The sequence below is a fragment of the Ideonella sp. A 288 genome (genome assembly GCF_002198735.1).
Taxonomy (GTDB): Bacteria; Pseudomonadota; Gammaproteobacteria; order Burkholderiales; family Burkholderiaceae_C; genus Pseudaquabacterium.
Window position 1 is genome coordinate 1 of sequence record NZ_MWLO01000131.1, and the last position, 15790, is coordinate 15790.

Annotated in this window: 18 protein-coding genes and 1 riboswitch; of the genes, 5 read left to right on the top strand and 13 right to left on the bottom strand. The window is 69.7% G+C overall.

What is annotated here, in order from left to right; genetic code table 11:
* Positions 1 to 13: 13 nt before the first annotated feature.
* On the top strand, positions 14 to 745 hold the full coding sequence (locus tag EOINJALH_RS17815) for an RNA methyltransferase (RefSeq protein WP_088282501.1): 732 nt from the start codon (positions 14 to 16) through the stop codon (positions 743 to 745).
* A gap of 80 nt (positions 746 to 825) precedes the next feature.
* The gene (cysE, locus tag EOINJALH_RS17820) at positions 826 to 1605 is read left to right on the top strand and encodes a serine O-acetyltransferase (RefSeq protein WP_088282503.1); all 780 of its coding nucleotides are present in this window, start codon (positions 826 to 828) and stop codon (positions 1603 to 1605) included.
* A gap of 56 nt (positions 1606 to 1661) precedes the next feature.
* Here the strand turns inward: cysE and mog are convergent, their stop codons facing one another.
* On the bottom strand, positions 1662 to 2252 hold the full coding sequence (gene mog / locus EOINJALH_RS17825; protein WP_088282505.1) for a molybdopterin adenylyltransferase: 591 nt from the start codon (positions 2250 to 2252) through the stop codon (positions 1662 to 1664).
* Positions 2245 to 2805 (bottom strand): ribosome biogenesis factor YjgA, encoded by a 561-nt coding sequence (yjgA, locus tag EOINJALH_RS17830; RefSeq protein WP_088282507.1) that lies wholly within the window; start codon positions 2803 to 2805, stop codon positions 2245 to 2247. Before yjgA ends, mog begins: the two co-directional genes overlap by 8 nt.
* A 118-nt stretch (positions 2806 to 2923) precedes the next feature.
* On the opposite strand from yjgA, the gene pmbA reads away from it, so the two are divergent.
* Both pmbA and EOINJALH_RS17840 read left to right on the top strand, forming a co-directional pair.
* Complete coding sequence (pmbA, locus tag EOINJALH_RS17835) at positions 2924 to 4309, top strand: metalloprotease PmbA (RefSeq protein ID WP_088282509.1); 1386 nt, start codon at positions 2924 to 2926, stop codon at positions 4307 to 4309.
* 215 nt (positions 4310 to 4524) lie between these two features.
* Positions 4525 to 5607 carry a TRAP transporter substrate-binding protein gene (locus EOINJALH_RS17840; protein WP_088282511.1) on the top strand — a complete coding sequence of 361 codons (1083 nt, stop codon included), beginning with the start codon at positions 4525 to 4527 and terminating at the stop codon, positions 5605 to 5607.
* 109 nt (positions 5608 to 5716) lie between these two features.
* Here the strand turns inward: EOINJALH_RS17840 and EOINJALH_RS17845 are convergent, their stop codons facing one another.
* From EOINJALH_RS17845 to ybiB, 7 genes are all read right to left on the bottom strand, one after another.
* Positions 5717 to 7531: a TRAP transporter large permease subunit gene (locus EOINJALH_RS17845; protein ID WP_088282513.1), complete on the bottom strand. Its 1815-nt coding sequence runs from the start codon at positions 7529 to 7531 to the stop codon at positions 5717 to 5719.
* Positions 7532 to 7534: 3 nt separating this feature from the next.
* Positions 7535 to 8134 carry a TRAP transporter small permease subunit gene (locus EOINJALH_RS17850; RefSeq protein ID WP_088282515.1) on the bottom strand — a complete coding sequence of 200 codons (600 nt, stop codon included), beginning with the start codon at positions 8132 to 8134 and terminating at the stop codon, positions 7535 to 7537.
* A gap of 167 nt (positions 8135 to 8301) precedes the next feature.
* A complete protein-coding gene (locus EOINJALH_RS17855) occupies positions 8302 to 8646 on the bottom strand; it encodes a TIGR01244 family sulfur transferase (protein ID WP_088282517.1) in 345 nt (114 codons plus the stop codon).
* A 10-nt stretch (positions 8647 to 8656) separates the two neighbouring features.
* Positions 8657 to 9112: a GatB/YqeY domain-containing protein gene (locus tag EOINJALH_RS17860; protein WP_088282519.1), complete on the bottom strand. Its 456-nt coding sequence runs from the start codon at positions 9110 to 9112 to the stop codon at positions 8657 to 8659.
* Positions 9113 to 9266: 154 nt separating this feature from the next.
* A complete protein-coding gene (gene rpsU, locus EOINJALH_RS17865; protein WP_009551973.1) occupies positions 9267 to 9479 on the bottom strand; it encodes a 30S ribosomal protein S21 in 213 nt (70 codons plus the stop codon).
* A 273-nt stretch (positions 9480 to 9752) separates the two neighbouring features.
* Positions 9753 to 10955: an NAD(P)/FAD-dependent oxidoreductase gene (locus EOINJALH_RS17870; RefSeq protein WP_088282521.1), complete on the bottom strand. Its 1203-nt coding sequence runs from the start codon at positions 10953 to 10955 to the stop codon at positions 9753 to 9755.
* Between the two features lie 170 nt (positions 10956 to 11125).
* A complete protein-coding gene (gene ybiB / locus EOINJALH_RS17875; protein WP_088282523.1) occupies positions 11126 to 12067 on the bottom strand; it encodes a DNA-binding protein YbiB in 942 nt (313 codons plus the stop codon).
* A gap of 248 nt (positions 12068 to 12315) precedes the next feature.
* On the opposite strand from ybiB, the gene EOINJALH_RS17880 reads away from it, so the two are divergent.
* Positions 12316 to 13323, top strand: coding sequence for a sensor domain-containing diguanylate cyclase (locus EOINJALH_RS17880; RefSeq protein ID WP_234413908.1), 1008 nt, complete (start codon positions 12316 to 12318; stop codon positions 13321 to 13323).
* Between the two features lie 36 nt (positions 13324 to 13359).
* Here the strand turns inward: EOINJALH_RS17880 and EOINJALH_RS17885 are convergent, their stop codons facing one another.
* From EOINJALH_RS17885 to zapB, 4 genes are all read right to left on the bottom strand, one after another.
* Positions 13360 to 14178, bottom strand: a complete 819-nt coding sequence (locus tag EOINJALH_RS17885) for a sulfite exporter TauE/SafE family protein (protein ID WP_199873413.1) — start codon at positions 14176 to 14178, stop codon at positions 13360 to 13362.
* Between the two features lie 9 nt (positions 14179 to 14187).
* Entirely contained in the window at positions 14188 to 14667 is a 480-nt protein-coding gene (locus EOINJALH_RS17890; RefSeq protein WP_088282527.1) for an EVE domain-containing protein, read from the bottom strand.
* Between the two features lie 242 nt (positions 14668 to 14909).
* Positions 14910 to 15242, bottom strand: a complete 333-nt coding sequence (locus EOINJALH_RS17895; RefSeq protein WP_088282529.1) for a cell division protein ZapA — start codon at positions 15240 to 15242, stop codon at positions 14910 to 14912.
* Positions 15239 to 15448 (bottom strand): cell division protein ZapB, encoded by a 210-nt coding sequence (zapB, locus tag EOINJALH_RS17900; protein WP_234413909.1) that lies wholly within the window; start codon positions 15446 to 15448, stop codon positions 15239 to 15241. Before zapB ends, EOINJALH_RS17895 begins: the two co-directional genes overlap by 4 nt.
* A gap of 58 nt (positions 15449 to 15506) precedes the next feature.
* A riboswitch (cobalamin riboswitch) is annotated at positions 15507 to 15755 on the top strand.
* The last annotated feature ends 35 nt before the right edge of the window (positions 15756 to 15790 follow it).

The following is a 15790-nucleotide window of genomic DNA, read 5'->3' on the forward strand; positions in this document are numbered from 1 at the left end:
ATTTTAGCCGCCGATGCCCCCGACCACCGCCGACGCCACACGCTTCGTGCTGATGCACACCAGCCACCCCGGCAACGTGGGGGCGGCCGCGCGGGCGATGAAGGTGATGGGATTCGCCGACCTGGTGCTGGTCAAGCCGCGCTTCCCCGACGTGCTGTGCCACGAGGACACCGTGGCGCTGGCCAGCGGCGCGGCCGACATCCTGGTGCGGGCGCGGGTGGTGGGCACGCTGGCCGAGGCGCTGGACGGCATCGACCACGCCTGCGCCACCGCGATGACGCCGCGCGACTTCGGCCCGCCCACCCACGCGCCGCGCGAGCATTTCGCCACGCTGGCCACGGCGGGCCGGCGGGTGGCCTTCGTCTTCGGCGGCGAACGCCATGGCCTGTCCAACGAGGACGTGTGGCGCTGCCACGCCTGCCTGAGCATCCCCACCCACCCCGACTACGGCTCGCTCAACCTGGCTCAGGCGGTGCAGCTGCTGGCCTACGACTGGCGCCAGGCGCTGGGCGGCTATGGGGTGCAGCCCCGCACCGCCGAGCCCGACCGCGCCAGCCTGCCCGAGGTGATGGGGGCGCTCGACCACTGGCAGCAGGTGCTCGAGCAGATCGGCTTCCTCGACCCGGCTGCGCCGAAGCGGCTGATGCCGCGGCTGCAGCAGGTGCTGAACCGGGCCCAGCTCACGCGCGAGGAGATCCACATCCTGCGCGGCATCGCGCGGGCGGTGGCCAAGCCTCGACCGTAGGCACCGGGTGGGCCGTGCCAGGCCGCCTGCAGCAGCCGGCCGGCCCGAATACACTGGCGTCTCAACGTTCGGAACCCGCCATGTTCAGCCGCCTGCGTGAAGACATCGCCTGCATCCGCGAGCGCGACCCCGCGGCCCGCTCGACCTGGGAGGTGCTCACCTGCTACCCGGGCCTGCACGCGCTGATCTGGCACCGCCTGGCGCACGCCGCCTGGACGGCCGGCCTGCGCTGGGCCGGCCGCTTCCTGTCGCACCTGGGCCGCTTCTTCAGCGGCATCGAGATCCACCCCGGTGCCACCATCGGCCGGCGCGTCTTCATCGACCACGGCATGGGCGTCGTCATCGGCGAAACCGCCGAGATCGGCGACGACTGCACCATCTACCAGGGCGTCACGCTCGGCGGCACCTCGCTGGCCAAGGGCGCCAAGCGCCATCCGACGCTGGGCAAGGGCGTGATCGTCAGCGCGGGTGCCAAGGTGCTGGGCGGCTTCACCGTGGGCGACGGCGCGCGCGTGGGCTCCAACGCGGTGCTGCTGCAGCCGGTGCCGCCTGGGGCCACGGCGGTGGGCATCCCGGCGCGCATCGTGCAGAAGTCCGCCGATGCGGCGCGCGAGGAAGCGGCCGCCAAGATGGGCTTTTCGGCCTACGGTGTGACGCTGGGCGACGACCCGGTGGCTCAGGCCATGAAGGGCCTGATCGACAACGCCTCGAGCCACGAGCACCAGATCGCGCTGCTGTGGCAGGCGATCGAGAAGCTGTCGGCACGCTCTCGCGAGCTGCCGGCCACCGACTGCGTGCCGCAGGACGCGCACACCACCGAGCGTTTCGACGCCGAGGGCCTGAACCGCCTGGTCAAGTAGGGCGGCGCACGGCCCGCTCGGGGCCCGCGGCAACGCGCCGCGGCGCGGTGCGGGCGTCAGCCCTTCGGCGGGCGGATCGCGGTCTTCGGCCGCCAGGCCTTGCACACCGCGTCGTCGGTTTCAATGTAGGGCCCACCCATCAGATCGATGCAGTAGGGCACGGCCGTGAAGATGCCATGCACCGGCGGCTGGGCATCGGGCAGCCCGCGCAGCGTCTCGGCGATCGACTTGGGCTGGCCGGGCAGGTTGATGATCAAGGCCTTGCCGCGGATCACCGCCACCTGCCGCGACAGGATGGCCGTGGGCACGAAGCGCAGGCTGATCTGCCGCATCTGCTCGCCGAAGCCCGGCATCTCCTTGTCGGCCACGTCCAGCGTGGCCTCGGGCGTCACGTCGCGCAGCGCCGGGCCGGTGCCGCCGGTGGTCAGGACGAGGTCGCAGTGCGCCACGTCCACCAGTTCGCGCAGGGTGGCGCCGATGGCCTCGCGCTCGTCGGGGATCAGGCGGGTCTCCCAGGCGATGGGGTTGCGCAGGGCGCTGCCCAGCCACTCTTGCAGGGCCGGGATGCCCTTGTCCTCGTAGATGCCGCTGGACGCGCGGTCGCTGATGGACACCACGCCGATGCGCACCGGGTCGAACTCACTCATGGTCGTCTTCCAGCCAGGGTTTGATGAACTGGAACAGCTCGCGGAAGCCGCGTCCGCTGCGCTGTTCGGGGGCCGCCGAGGCGTCCTTGCGCGCGGCACGCACCAGGCTGCGCAGGCGCTGCAGGTCGCTGCCGGGGTGGGTTTGCGCCCAGCGCGTGGCGGCGCCGTCGTCGGCGATCAGCTCGTCGCGCCAGCGCTCGGCCAGGTGCAGCCGCAGCGTGTCCTTGGCCGAGCCCAGCTTGAACGCTGCCACGGCCTCGCGCAGCGGCTCGGGGTCGGCCAGGCGCATCTGCTTGCCGATGTACTGCAACTGGCGCCGCCGCCCCTCGTGCGACGTGGTGCGGCGGTACAGCATGATGGCGTCGCGCAGGCCGTCGGGCATGGGCGCGGCCGCGAGCCGGTTCTCCGGCAGGGCGGCCAGTTCGGCGCCGAGCTCCTGCAACTCGTGGCTCTGCTGCTTGAGCCGCGTCTTGCTGGGGCGCTCGGGCTGGTAGACGATGCCGTCGCGGTCGTCTTCGTCGTCGGGGGCAGGGTCTGCGGGGTGTGGGTGCATGGGCCGGGAGTGCGGGGCCAAGGGGCCGAGGCCTGAAATTGGATGCCGTGCGGCGGGTGCCGAAGCGCGGGGCGTGTCGTGGCTATGATTGTCTCCCACCTCTCGATTGGTCTCCTCGATGTCCGGTTCCACCACTTCCCAGGGCTTTGCGTACACCCGCGAGCAGTTCCAGCAGTTCATCGAGGACACCTTGTCCATCGCCAGGCACCTGGGCGCCAGCGACGCCGCGGCCGAGGTGTCCGAGGGTGCCGGCCTGTCGGTGTCGGTGCGCAAGGGCGAGATCGAGAACGTCGAACGCAACCGCGACAAGTCGCTCGGCGTCACCGTCTACCTGGGCCAGCGACGCGGCAACGCCAGTACCTCGGACTTTTCCCGCGCGGCGATCGAGCAGACCGTGCGGGCGGCCTTCGACATCGCACGCTTCACCGCCGAAGACCCGGCCGCCGGCCTGCCCGACGCCGAAGACCTGGCCACGGCCGAGGACGTGGCGCGCAACCTGGACCTGTTCCACCCCTGGGCGCTGGACGCCGAGGGCGCTGCCAACCTGGCCCGCCGCTGCGAAGACGCCGCCTTCGCCACCGATGCCCGCATCACCAACAGCGAAGGCGGGGCCACGTCGGCACAGCAGTCGCACTTCTGGGCCGGCAACAGCCGTGGGTTCCGCGGCGGTTATGCCAGCTCGCGCCACTCGATCTCGGTGTCGCCCATCGCCTCGCAGGGGCGCGGTCGCAAGGCCAGCATGGAGCGCGACGCCTGGTACAGCTCGATGCGCGACGCGATGGCGCTGTCGTCGCCCGAGTCCGTCGGCCGCTACGCCGCGGAGCGGGCGCTGTCGCGCCTGAATGGCCGCAAGGTGCCCACCTGCGAAGTGCCGGTGCTGTTCGAGAACACGCTGGCCGCCGGCCTGCTGGGCGCTTACGTGCACGCGGTCAGTGGAGGCTCCTTGTACCGGCGCGCCACGTTCCTGCTCGACAGCCTGGGCCAGCCGGTGCTGGCCGACCACCTCGACGTCGACGAGGATCCGTTCATCCCCAAGGGCAAGGCCAGCGCGCCGTTCGACGACGAAGGCGTGCGCACCCGCTGCCGCCGGGCGGTGGACGCCGGCGTGGTGCAGGGCTATTTCCTGTCCAGCTACTCGGCGCGCAAGCTGGGCATGCGCACCACCGGTCATGCCGGCGGCTCGCAGAACCTGGTGCTCACCAGCCGGCTCACCCAACCGGGTGACCACCTCGACGAGATGCTGCGCAAGCTGGGCCGCGGCCTGTTCGTGACTGAACTGATGGGGCAGGGCGTCAACCACGTCACCGGCGACTACTCGCGCGGCGCGGCCGGCTTCTGGGTCGAAGGCGGCCGCATCGTGCACCCGGTCAGCGAGGTGACGATCGCCGGCCACCTGCGCGACATGTTCCGCCGCATCGTCGCCGTCGGCGCCGACACCTACACCATGGGCGGCAAGACCATCGGCTCGGTGCTCGTCGAGGGCATGAAGGTGGCGGGCAGCTGATCTCGGCCACGCGCTGCGACGCTGGCATTCACCCCAAAGAGGTGTCGTCGCGCGGTGGCCTGCCACTGCGGGCTGCATCCATGTCGTGCGGTCTGGGGCAGCGGCCAGCACGCGGGCATTGGTGCACAGGGTCGTGGGGGTTTCACCCCCCAGCGCGGTCGCGGCGCCCTCCTAGAATGCGCCCGCTTCACTGCAATTTTGCCTAGGAGATCTGCATGGAACGTCGTTCCTTTGTTCGTGGCGCCGGCTTGGCTGGCGTCTTGGCGGCTGGCGCCGCCCCAGCCATCGTCCACGCCCAGGCGAACATCCGCTGGCGTCTGGCCTCGAGCTTCCCGAAGGCGCTCGACACCATCTTCGGTGCCGCCGACGAGTTCGCCAAACAGGTCGGTGCGATGACCGGCGGCAAGTTCCAGATCACCACCCACGCGGGTGGCGAGCTGATGCCCCCGTTCGGCGTGCTCGACGGCGTCGGCAACGGCACCGTGGAGGCCGGCCACACCGCGCCGTACTACTTCTTCGGCAAGGACCCGACCTACGCCCTGGACTGCGCCATCCCGTTCGGCCTGAACAGCCGCCAGATGACGGCCTGGATGTACGAGGGCAATGGCCTGAAGCTGCTGCGCGAGTTCTACGCCAAGTCGAACATCGTCAACTTCCCGATGGGCAACACCGGCGCGCAGATGGGGGGCTTCTTCCGCAAGCAGGTCCAGTCGGTGGCCGACATGAAGGGCCTGAAGTTCCGCGTCGGCGGCTTCGGCGGCAAGGTGCTCGAGCGCCTGGGCACCATCCCGCAGAACATCCCGGGCGGCGAGATCTACCAGGCCCTCGAAAAGGGCACGATCGACGCAGCCGAATGGGTGGGTCCGTACGACGACCTGAAGCTGGGTCTGCACAAGGTGGCCCCGCATTACCACTACCCGGGTTGGTGGGAAGGTGGCCCGCAGCTGTCGCTGTACGTCAACAAGAAGGCCTACGACGCGCTGACGCCCGAGTACAAGGCGATCGTCGAGAACGCGGCCGCCAACGCCCATGTGGACATGCAGGCCAAGTACGATGGCCGCAACCCGGGTGCGCTGAAGCAACTGGTCGCCGCCGGCACCAAGCTGCATGCCTTCCCGAAGGACGTGATGGATGCGTCGTTCAAGGCAGCGATGGACGTGTACGCCGAGCTGAACGCCAGCAACCCGGCGTGGAAGAAGATCTACGAGGACTACTCGAACTTCCGTCGCGATGCGAACCTGTGGTTCCGCTTCACCGAGAGCAAGTTCGACGACTTCATGCAGAGCCAGAAGCTCTGATCGTCCCGTTGGCGCGCTTCATGCGCGCCCCGAAAGAGAAAACCCCGCCGAGGCGGGGTTTTTCTTTGCCTGAGCGGCGCGGCGCTGTGGCCGCAGCGCCGCCCGGGGGTCAGGGCTTCTTGCCCTGGTCGGCCTTCATCGATTCGAGCAGGCCCTTCATCGGGTCTTCCTTGTCGCTGTCGCCCGTGCCGGCTGCCGACGCGGCACCCGCGCCCGGTGCCGAGGCCGCCCCCGCATCGCTCTGCGACTGCTGCTGCAGCTGCTCGAGGGCCTTGTCCGCATCGATGGTGACGGTCTTCTCGATGCCGCCCGTCACCAGTGCCGGGAACGCGATCAGGCAGCCGACCATCACCACCTGCACCAGGATGAAGGCGATCGAGCCCTTGTAGATCTGGCTGGTCTGCACCGCCGGGATCTTCTCGCCGGTGACCACGTCGAAGTAGTCCGACTTGGCCGCCACGCTGCGCAGGTAGAACAGCGCGAAGCCGAACGGTGGCGTGAGGAACGATGTCTGCAGGTTCATCGCGATGATCACGCCGAACCAGATCAGCGTCATGTCGGCCGGCGTGCCCTCCGGCAGCAGGGCGGGCAGGATCTTCTCGGCCACCGGGGCCAGGATCGGGATCACGATGAAGGCGATCTCGAAGAAGTCGATGAAGCAGCCCAGGATGAACACCAGGATGTTCACCACGATCAGGAAGCCCATCGCGCCACCGGGCATCTTGTCGAACAGGTGCTCGACCCAGATGTGGCCGTCGGCCGCGTTGAAGGTGAAGCTGAACAGCGTCGAGCCGACCAGGATGAAGAGCACGAAGCAGGACAGCCGCGCGGTGCTGTCCAGCGCCTGCACCAGCAGCGACCGGTTCAGCTTGCCGCGGCCCACCGCCATGATGAGCGCGCCCAGCGCGCCCATCGCGCCGCCCTCGGTGGGCGTGGCGATGCCCAGGAAGATGGTACCCAGCACCAGGAAGATCAGCACCAGCGGCGGGATCAACACGAAGGTGACCTGCTCGGTCAGGCGCGACAGCAGGCCGATCTTCATGAACTTGTTGACCAGCGCCAGCGTCAGCGCCAGCAGCGAGGCCACCGTCATCGACAGGATGAAGACCTCGTCGCCCGGTGCCGGCAGCTCGCGGCCGACCAGCGGGTTGATGATGCCCTGGTGCACCTTGGACCAGCCATAGCCGACGGCCGCGACCAGCAGGAACAGCATCAGCAGCGAGCGGTGGCCGCTGGCCCCGTTGGGCTCACGGTAGATGCGGGCCTCGGCGGGCAGCGCGGGCACCCAGTCGGGCTTGACGATGGCGACGATGGCCACGAAGCCGAGGTACAGGCCGACGAGGATCAGCCCGGGGATCAGCGCGCCGGCGTACATGTCGCCGACCGAGCGGCCGAGCTGGTCGGCCAGCACGATCAGCACCAGCGACGGCGGGATGGCCTGGGCCAGCGTGCCCGAGGCGGTGATGGTGCCGGTGGCGATGGTGCGGTTGTAGCCGTAGCGCAGCATGATGGGCAGCGAGATCAGGCCCATCGAGATGACGGCCGCCGCCACCACGCCGGTGGTGGCCGCCAGCAGCGCGCCGACCAGGATCACCGCAAAGGCCAGGCCGCCGCGCACCGGGCCGAACACCTGGCCCACGGTCTCGAGCAGGTCTTCGGCCATGCCCGAGCGTTCGAGGATGATGCCCATCAGCGTGAAGAACGGGATGGCCAGCAGCGTGTCGTTCTGCATGATGCCGAACACGCGCAAGGGCAGGGCCTGGAACAGGTTGCTGCCAAACAGGCCGGCCTCCATGCCGACGAAGCCGAAGAACAGGCCGGTGGCCGCCAGGCCGAAGGCCACGGGGATGCCGGACAGCAGGAAGATGAACAGGCCCGCGAACATCAGCGGGACGAAGTTCTGGGCGAGGAACGAGGCTTCCATGGCTCAGCCCCCCGCCAGCTTCTTGGCCGCCGCGGCGGCCAGTTCCTCGGCGAGCTTTTCTTCGTCGCTCATGCCGCCTTCGATGCTCATCGGCTCATCGCGCAGCCCCTTCAGGAAGGCGATGCGCTTGATCAGCTCGGACAGCGCCTGGGCCAGCAACAGGCCGAAGCCGACCGGCATCAGCAAATAGGCTGGCCAGCGGATCAGACCGCCGGCGTTCTGCGACATCTCGCCAGACTGGAATGCGTTGACGAAGAACGGCCAGCTCAGGCTGATCATGATCACGCACAGAGGGATCAGGAAGACCACGATGCCGACGGCGTCGATCAGGGTGTTGGTGCGCTTGGACAGCTTCGACGAGATGAAGTCGATGCGCACGTGCACGTTGTTCATGAAGGCGAACCCGGCGCCCAGCAGGAAGACGCCGGCGAACAGGTACCACTGGATCTCGAGGAAGCCGTTCGAGCTGATGTTGAACGCCTTGCGGATGATGGCGTTGGCGGCGCTGATGAGGACCGACGCCAGCACCAGCCAGCGGATCAGCTGGCCGATGCGGTGGCTGACGGCGTCCACACCATCCGAAAGTTTGAGCAGTCCATTCACAGGCGCGTCTCCTCTTGACCTGATCGATTCTAGAAAGCATGTCTCGTCGCGCGGCCGGGGGTGTACCCCAGCCGTGTCGTCCGGACGGGCCGCAATCTACCGGCAGGCGCTGAAAAACCGCTGAACCCGGCGCGCCCCGTTCTGGGGCGGCGGGGCGGCTCGCTCGGTCAGGACGTGGCGGACATGAACAGGCGCGTGGAGCGCGCGCCCGAGCGGCAGAACGCCAGCACGGGCTTGGGCAGTTCGCGCAGCAGTTGCGCGAACGCGGCGATCTCTTCAGGCGACTGGTAGCCGCCGGAGACCGGCAGGAAGCGGTACTCGAGCCCGGCGGCGCGCGCCGCGGCTTCGACGGCGGCGTTGGTCGGCTGGTCGGGGCCGTGCTCGAAGTCGGGGCGGTTGTTGACGACGCTGCGGAAGCCCAGCGCGGCCACCTCGGCCATCGCCTCGGGCGTCATCTGCGGCGCCACGCACACCTCGGGCGACACGGCGCGGATGGGCAGGCTGGTGTTCATCGGCCGGCCCTCACTTGGCGAGCGCCGCCTTGACGGCCGCCGACACCAAGCCCATGTCGGCCTTGCCCGCCAGGCGCGCCTTGGCGGCCCCCATGACCTTGCCCATGTCGCCCGGGCCCAGTGCCGCGGCGCCGCCCAGCGAGGCCACGACCTCGGCCACCTCGGCGGCGACCTCGTCGTTCGACAGGCGGGCTGGCAGGTAGGCCTGAAGCACCGCGAGTTCGGCGGTCTCCTTGTCGACCAGGTCGGTGCGGCCGGCCGACTGGAAGGCGGCGATCGAATCCTTGCGCTGCTTGATCAGCTTGTCGACGACCCCGACGATGGCGGCGTCGTCGAGTGTGATGCGCTCGTCGACCTCGCGCTGCTTGATGCCCGCGAGCAGCATGCGGATGGTGGACAGGCGATCGGCCTCCTTGGCGCGCATCGCGTTCTTCATGTCGTCGGTGATGCGGTCTTTCAGGCTCATCGTGGGCTCCTGGGGCTGGAACGCAAAACGCCCGCTGCGGATTCCCGCGCGGGCGTTGGCATGTCTGCGGTCGATTCGGTGCTCTGGGCGCGGCGCGGCATGGCGGCGTTGGCCCTGATCCCTGGTGACGGGCCGCGGTGGGCGGCCCCGGGCATCAGTAGAGCTTCTTGGGCAGCTGCATGCTGCGGACGCGCTTGTAATGGCGCTTGACCGCAGCGGCCTTCTTGCGCTTGCGCTCGGACGTGGGCTTCTCGTAGAACTCGCGGGCGCGCAGTTCGGTCAGAAGGCCCAGCTTTTCGATCGTGCGCTTGAAGCGGCGCAGGGCCACATCGAAAGGCTCGTTCTCTTTGACGCGAATCGTGGTCATTGACAGGTTGGATCCTATGGGTTGCGCTCGGTGTTCCTGGCTCGGCCCGCGCGCTTGTGTCCTTGCTGGAGCCCCTTCGGGGCCGCCAGCCATGCACTCGGGTAGCGCCGGGTCCGGGGAATCGACACGCGGTTTGCTAGCAAAGACAGCGATTCTAGCGTGCATTTCGAGGCCTTGACAATGCGCAGCGTGCGTGCCTCGCGTGCGGCCGTGGTGCCGTGGCCGCAGGGCACCGAGGCCAGGCAGCCTGCGGCGCGCCGAGCACGCGGCCGATCATCCCGCCGTCAGGGCTGCTGCACAGGCCGCGGCGCTGGCCCAGGCCCACTGGAAGTTGTAGCCGCCCAGCCAGCCCGTCACGTCGACCACCTCGCCGATGAAGTGCAGCCCGGGCTGTCGCCGGCTTTGCAGGCTGCGCGAGTCGAGCTCGCGGGTGTCCACGCCGCCGGCCGTGACCTCGGCCTTGCGGTAGCCCTCGGTGCCGTCGGGCCGCACCTGCCATTCGGCCAGCGACCGTCCCAGGCCATCGAGATCGCGGTCGCGCAGCTCGGCCATGGGCCGATCGGCCGGCAATTGCAGCCGTGCCAGCCAGGCATCGCCCAGGCGCTGCGGCAGCCAGGTGCCGAGCTGCGTGCCGAGTTGCCGCCGCGACACCGCCTTGGCCTCCCGAAGCAACGCGGCGAGGTCCTGGCCGGCGCCCAGGTCGATGGTCAGTGCCTCACCGGGTCGCCAGTAGGTCGATGCCTGCAGCACCGCCGGGCCGCTGAGCCCCCGATGGGTGAACAGCAGGTCTTCGACGAAGCGCACGCGCTGCCGGCCCTGGCCGGCGATGATCGCCACCTCGAGCGACACACCGGCCAGCGGCACCAGCGGCGCCCAGTCGGCCGCAGCAAAGGTGAGCGGCACCAGCGCCGGTCGCGGCTCGACGATGCGGTGGCCGAACTGTCGCGCCAGCCGGTGGCCGAAATCGGTGGCGCCGATCTTCGGGATCGACAGGCCGCCGGTGGCGACGACCACCTGGCGTGCGGCCACCGGGCCGCGCGCGGTGTCGAGTTCGAAGCCGCCCTCGGCGGCGTGCACGGCGGCCACCGCGCAGGGTTGCCAGCGGGTCACCGAGCCGGCCGCGCACTCGGCCAGCAGCATCGCGATGATCTGTTCGCTGGAGTCGTCGCAGAACAGTTGCCCGCGGTGCTTTTCGTGGAAGGCGATGCCGTGCCGCTTCACCAACGCGATGAAATCGGCCGGCGTGCAGCGCACCAGGGCCGAGCGGCAGAAATCGGGGTTGGCCGACAGGAAGTTGGCGGGGCCGGTGTCGAGGTTGGTGAAGTTGCAGCGGCCTCCACCGGAGATGCGGATCTTCTCGGCCACCTTGTCGGCGTGGTCGATCAGCAGCACGCGCAGGCCGCGCTGGCCGGCCTGCGCGGCGCAGAACAGGCCGGCAGCCCCGGCGCCGATGACCACGGCGTCGAACGGGCGCATCCGTGGGCTCAGAGGCTTAGAGGAATTCGAGCGTGCCCGAGCGACGCCCCCAGACGCGCCCGATCTAGGCGCAAAGCACAGCCATAGCTCGGGCTATGGCGAGCATTTGCAACAACGAGTGGGTGCGTTTGGGGGTGGTGAGCGGGCATGATCGAAAAACTCTCAGACTCTCAGCCGGCGTGGGCCGATTGCAGTTGGGCCAGGGCTTGCGCCAGCAGCCCGGCCTGGCGCTCGATCGGTGCCGGCAGCGACTGCGTGCCTGCGATCACGGCCTGGGTGTAGGCGGCGGTGCTCGCCGCGGTGATCTCGCGCGGCAGCGCCGGCAGTTCCACCAGCGGGCCGTCCTGGGGCGGGCAGCCCATCGCGTCGTCGAGGCGGCCGTTCAGCCACAGGTCCATGCGCGGGCAGCGGCGCGGGTCGGCCACCGGCTCGCCTTCGGTGCCTCGCAGCAGCATCATGCTGGCGCCCGTGGCCTGGGCAAACTCGCCCATCAGGCGGCCGAACTCGGGGTGGGTGTGGCTGGCCAGCCGCAGCACCGGCGCCCCGGCCACCGGGGCGATCAGCTTGGCCATGGTGTGCCCGGAGTTGCGCAGGCCCACCACCCAGCGCACGTCGAGCAGGTGCTGCAGCGCCGGGCTCAGCACGTCGGTGGGCACATGGGCCGGCTCGCCCCGCCGCCAGGCGGCGTGCACGGCCGCGGCGCCATCGCAGGCGGGCAGCCCGAGCGCGGCGAAGACCTCGGCGCTGGTCACGCGGGTCGGGTCGCGCCGCGGGCCGTGCACCAGCACGCGGGCGCCGCGCCGCGCCATGGCCATCGCCAGCAGCGGGGTCAGGTTGGGCAGGCGGCGGGCGCCGTTGTAGCTGGGGATCACCAGGACCGGTTTGTCACTGGGCACGCAGGCCAGGTGGGGCTCCAGCGCGCGGGAGAAGCCGACCAGTTCGTCACAGGTCTCGCCCTTGATGCGCATGGCCAGCGCGAAGCCGCCGACTTCCAGGTCGGTGGCGGTGCCATCGAGCACCTGTCGCATGAGGTCTGTGGATTGGGCCACGTCGAGCGCGCGGGCGCCGGCGTGGCCGCGGCCGATCTCCTTCAGGTAGGGGGCGATGCTCAAGGAACGCTTTCTGTGCCGCGATGGAGAGAAGTGCCGTTGCGATGAGGTCGCGAATCCGGCGTGCCAACCCCCAGTGTCGCAAGATTCGGGATCGGCGGATGAGGGCTGGCCGTTGCAGCGGCCGCAAAAGGGCGACGATCGCGCACCAGTTGGGTGACAGTCGGCGCGGCGGCCCGGCTATCATGGCTGCGAAGCATGTGGATCCGCGGCCATGCCGGCTGCCGCGAAGATCGCGAGATAGGAGTGTCATGCCGCCACCGGTCGATCGCAGCGAACTCCCCGCCGAGGCTCTGGCGCTTCAGGCGATGGGCGAAGGTTTGCTGGCGCTGGCTCGGCAGCAGGGGCTGCCGGTCGGGCTGAAGGACGCGGTCGACGGCCGCTACGTGCACATCAACGCACCCTTGGCGGCGCTGCTGGGCATGGCCCCGGCCGAGGCGGTTGGGCGCACCGATGCCGATGGCTTCGACGCCAGCCTGGCCCAGGCCCTGCGCACCGCCGACCAGACCGCCGTGGCGCGCGACAGCGTGCAGGTGGGCGAGCACCGGTTCGAACTGCGGGGCGAGCGCCGCGAGTTCAATGTGCTGCGCGTGCCCTGTGCGCTGGGCGGCCGCCGACTGCTGTGTTGCGTCTGGCAAGACCTGGTGCCGCAGCGCCAACGCGATGCACAGATGAAATCGGCGCTCGAGCAGATCGAGCGCGAGCAGAAGGCCAGCCAGGCCTTGCGCCGCGAACTGGCCGACCAGGGCCTGCGGGACGCCGCCACCGGCCTGTACACGCCATCGCATTTCGAGGACCAGTTGCGCCGCGAGGTCGACCTGTCCAACCGGGAGCACCGCGAGTTCGCGCTGGTCTACATCGCGCTGGACGAGTTCTCCGACCGCGTGCGCCAGATCGGCGACCGGGCCCAGGAGCGCATCCACGAGGCCATGGGCCGCCTGTTGCGCGGCAACACCCGGGCCATGGACGCCTCGTGCCGCATCGACGACCGCCACTTCGCGGTGCTGCTGTCGGGCGTCGGCCTGGCCACCGCGCATTCGCGGATGGAGGGCCTGCGGCGCCAGGTGGCCACGCAGCTCATCGTGGTCGATGGCCAGGACCTGGGCTTCACCGTGTCGATGGGCGTGGCCAGCTTTCCGCACACCGCCCATTCGCAGGACGAGGTGGTGCAGGCCTGCCAGTCGGCGTTGGCCGAGGCGCGGCGCCGCGGTGGCAATGCCGTGGCGCTGGCGGCGATCCGCTTCGATCCGGTCAAGTAGGGCCGGCACCCGGGTGGGTCGCCCGGGTCGGGCCGGTCAGGTGCTGAACGCCCGCCAGGCCATGTACGCGGCCAGGCCGTACAGCAGCACCGCGAACACGCGCTTGAGCTGCCGGGTGTTCATCGCATGCGCGGCCCGGGCGCCACGTGGCGCCATGATCACGCTCGACGAGGCGATCACCAGCAGCATCGGCAGCACCAGGTAGCCCAGCGTGCCGGGCACGCCGGTGTCGAGGCCCCAGCCGCCGACCACGTAGCCCACGGTGCTGGCCAGTGCGATCGGGAAGCCCAGCGCCGCGCTGGTGGCCACGGCGTTGTGGCTGGGCACGTTGCACCAGGTCATGAACGGCACCGAGACGAAGGCGCCGCCGGCACCCACCAGGCTGGACAGGAAGCCGATGCCTGCACCCACCGCGCCGGAACCCAGCGGCCCGGGCATCTGGCGCGTCGGCGCGGGCTTGCGGTCGAGCAGCATCTGCGTGGCCGAGAAGCCGACGAACAGCGCAAAGAACATCGACAGCACCGCGCCCTTGAGCAGCGCGAACACCCCCGCCCCGGCGACCAGCCCGCCGATGACGATGCCCGGCGCCATGCGCCGAACCAGGTCCCAGCGCACCGCACCGCGGCTGTGGTGCGCGCGCACGCTGGAGATCGAGGTGAACAGGATCGTCGACATCGAGGTGGCGATGGCCATCTTCACGGCCAGCGCAGGTTCGACGCCACGGTGCGTGAGGATCATGGTGAGGAAGGGCACCATCAGCATGCCGCCGCCGACACCGAGCAGCCCCGCCAGGAACCCGGTGCAGCAGCCGAGAAGCAGCAACTCGGCCACCAGCAGGGGGTTGAGGAAATCCATCAGGTGTTCTCAGGGGCGCGGCCCGGCGGCGCCCAGCAAGGCCAGCACGGCTGTCCACTCGGCCTCGCTGACCGGGGTGATCGAGAGCCGGTTGCCCGCCTGCAGCACGCGCATCGTGGCCAGTTCGGGGCGGCTGCGCATCTCGCGCAGCGACAGCAGGCGCGTCTTGTGGCGCAGCCGCACGTCCACGTGCAGCCAGCGCGGCGCCTCGCGCGTGGCCTTGGCGTCGAACCACGGGCTGGTGGGGTCGAACTGCGTGGCGTCGGGGTAGGCCCGGCTGGCCACTTCGGCCACGCCGACGATGCCGGGATCGGCGCAGGACGAATGGCAGAACAGCACGCCGTCACCCACTGCCATGGCGTCGCGCATGAAGTTGCGCGCCTGGTAGTTGCGCACGCCCACCCAGGGCACGCATTGGCCCGGCGCGCGCGCGAGGTCGTCGATCGAGCACTCGTCGGGCTCGCTCTTCATCAGCCAGAAGCCGGGCATCGTGGGGGAGGGGTGGGGTGTCCGCCGCGGGCCGCGGGCCGCTTTCCTGAACCCAAGTGGTCAGATCCAGGTGGGCGAGGTCAGCGAGGCTTCGGGTTCATCTGACGCGAGACGATCGCACCAGCTTCGCGATGTTCCAAGCCCTTGCTCAACGAGCATCGGTTCAGAGAATTAAAACCCACAACCTGCGACGGACGAGCCCATTCTAAGCAGGCTCCGAGCGTCTTGTGTCGACGATTTAGTCACAGCAGATGGCCATCGTCGCCGAGTGCGGAATCGATGCGCCGGATCAACTGTTCGATGTCGAAATCCACGCCGGTGGAAGGGGGGGTGGACATGGGTGGCGCAGGCGGCGGGGCCAGTGCCGCGGCGGCCGATTGCTCTGCGCGCTGGTAGGCCAGGTTCAGTGCCGCGAGCACCGCCATGCGCTCGCGCGCCTTGACCTTGCCCGCGTCGCGGATACCGCTCATTTCGCGGTCGACGATGGCCACCGCCTCGCGCAGCAGTTGCTCGCCGCCGGGCGGGCAGGCCAGTGCGTAGCTCTGGCCCAGGATGGTGGCTTCGATCTGCTTCATGCGCCGTCTCGCGTGGGTTCGGCCGGCAGGCGGTCGAGCAGGGCGTCGATGCGCGCGCGGGCCGCAGCCAGCCGGGACTTCAGGCTGTCGCGCTCTGCGGTGACGCTGCCCAGTTGCTGCTCGAGCAGCGCATTGGTGCGCCGCAGTTCCTCGTGCCTCAGCGCGAGCCGTTCGATGCGCTCTGCAAGTTCATCGAGTCTGGACATGGACGGCACATTGACTGCTGTGGGGGTCACGGATTGTAGGCTTCGCATCAGGTGCCACTGTTAGGATTCGCCCGTTGGTGCTCCGGCCGCGCGTCATGCGGGGTCGGGTTAAACGGGAAGCAGGAAGGTGCCGCGTCCGCCGGACGTCACCCAACCTGCGCTGCCCCCGCAACGGTAAGCGGACGGGATCGCCTCACGGCATGTCCCCGCTCCTGTGACTGCAAGCCACTGGCCGAACGCTCGGCCGGGAAGGCCACAGGGGTTGCCTCCGCCAGCCCGGATACCGGCCAACTAGGGGGTCGCACAGGGTTCACGCCTGGTGCGGCCGCATGGCCATGGCCC

What these genes read in the sequence shown, in the direction of transcription:
- EOINJALH_RS17815 (WP_088282501.1), top strand. Translation starts at nt 14, where the DNA reads ATGCCCCCGACCACCGCCGACGCCACACGCTTCGTGCTGATGCACACC.
- cysE (WP_088282503.1), top strand. Translation starts at nt 826, where the DNA reads ATGTTCAGCCGCCTGCGTGAAGACATCGCCTGCATCCGCGAGCGCGAC.
- mog (WP_088282505.1), bottom strand. Translation starts at nt 2,252, where the DNA reads ATGAGTGAGTTCGACCCGGTGCGCATCGGCGTGGTGTCCATCAGCGAC.
- yjgA (WP_088282507.1), bottom strand. Translation starts at nt 2,805, where the DNA reads ATGCACCCACACCCCGCAGACCCTGCCCCCGACGACGAAGACGACCGC.
- pmbA (WP_088282509.1), top strand. Translation starts at nt 2,924, where the DNA reads ATGTCCGGTTCCACCACTTCCCAGGGCTTTGCGTACACCCGCGAGCAG.
- EOINJALH_RS17840 (WP_088282511.1), top strand. Translation starts at nt 4,525, where the DNA reads ATGGAACGTCGTTCCTTTGTTCGTGGCGCCGGCTTGGCTGGCGTCTTG.
- EOINJALH_RS17845 (WP_088282513.1), bottom strand. Translation starts at nt 7,531, where the DNA reads ATGGAAGCCTCGTTCCTCGCCCAGAACTTCGTCCCGCTGATGTTCGCG.
- EOINJALH_RS17855 (WP_088282517.1), bottom strand. Translation starts at nt 8,646, where the DNA reads ATGAACACCAGCCTGCCCATCCGCGCCGTGTCGCCCGAGGTGTGCGTG.
- EOINJALH_RS17860 (WP_088282519.1), bottom strand. Translation starts at nt 9,112, where the DNA reads ATGAGCCTGAAAGACCGCATCACCGACGACATGAAGAACGCGATGCGC.
- rpsU (WP_009551973.1), bottom strand. Translation starts at nt 9,479, where the DNA reads ATGACCACGATTCGCGTCAAAGAGAACGAGCCTTTCGATGTGGCCCTG.
- EOINJALH_RS17870 (WP_088282521.1), bottom strand. Translation starts at nt 10,955, where the DNA reads ATGCGCCCGTTCGACGCCGTGGTCATCGGCGCCGGGGCTGCCGGCCTG.
- EOINJALH_RS17880 (WP_234413908.1), top strand. Translation starts at nt 12,316, where the DNA reads ATGCCGCCACCGGTCGATCGCAGCGAACTCCCCGCCGAGGCTCTGGCG.
- EOINJALH_RS17885 (WP_199873413.1), bottom strand. Translation starts at nt 14,178, where the DNA reads ATGGATTTCCTCAACCCCCTGCTGGTGGCCGAGTTGCTGCTTCTCGGC.
- EOINJALH_RS17890 (WP_088282527.1), bottom strand. Translation starts at nt 14,667, where the DNA reads ATGCCCGGCTTCTGGCTGATGAAGAGCGAGCCCGACGAGTGCTCGATC.
- EOINJALH_RS17895 (WP_088282529.1), bottom strand. Translation starts at nt 15,242, where the DNA reads ATGAAGCAGATCGAAGCCACCATCCTGGGCCAGAGCTACGCACTGGCC.
- zapB (WP_234413909.1), bottom strand. Translation starts at nt 15,448, where the DNA reads ATGTCCAGACTCGATGAACTTGCAGAGCGCATCGAACGGCTCGCGCTG.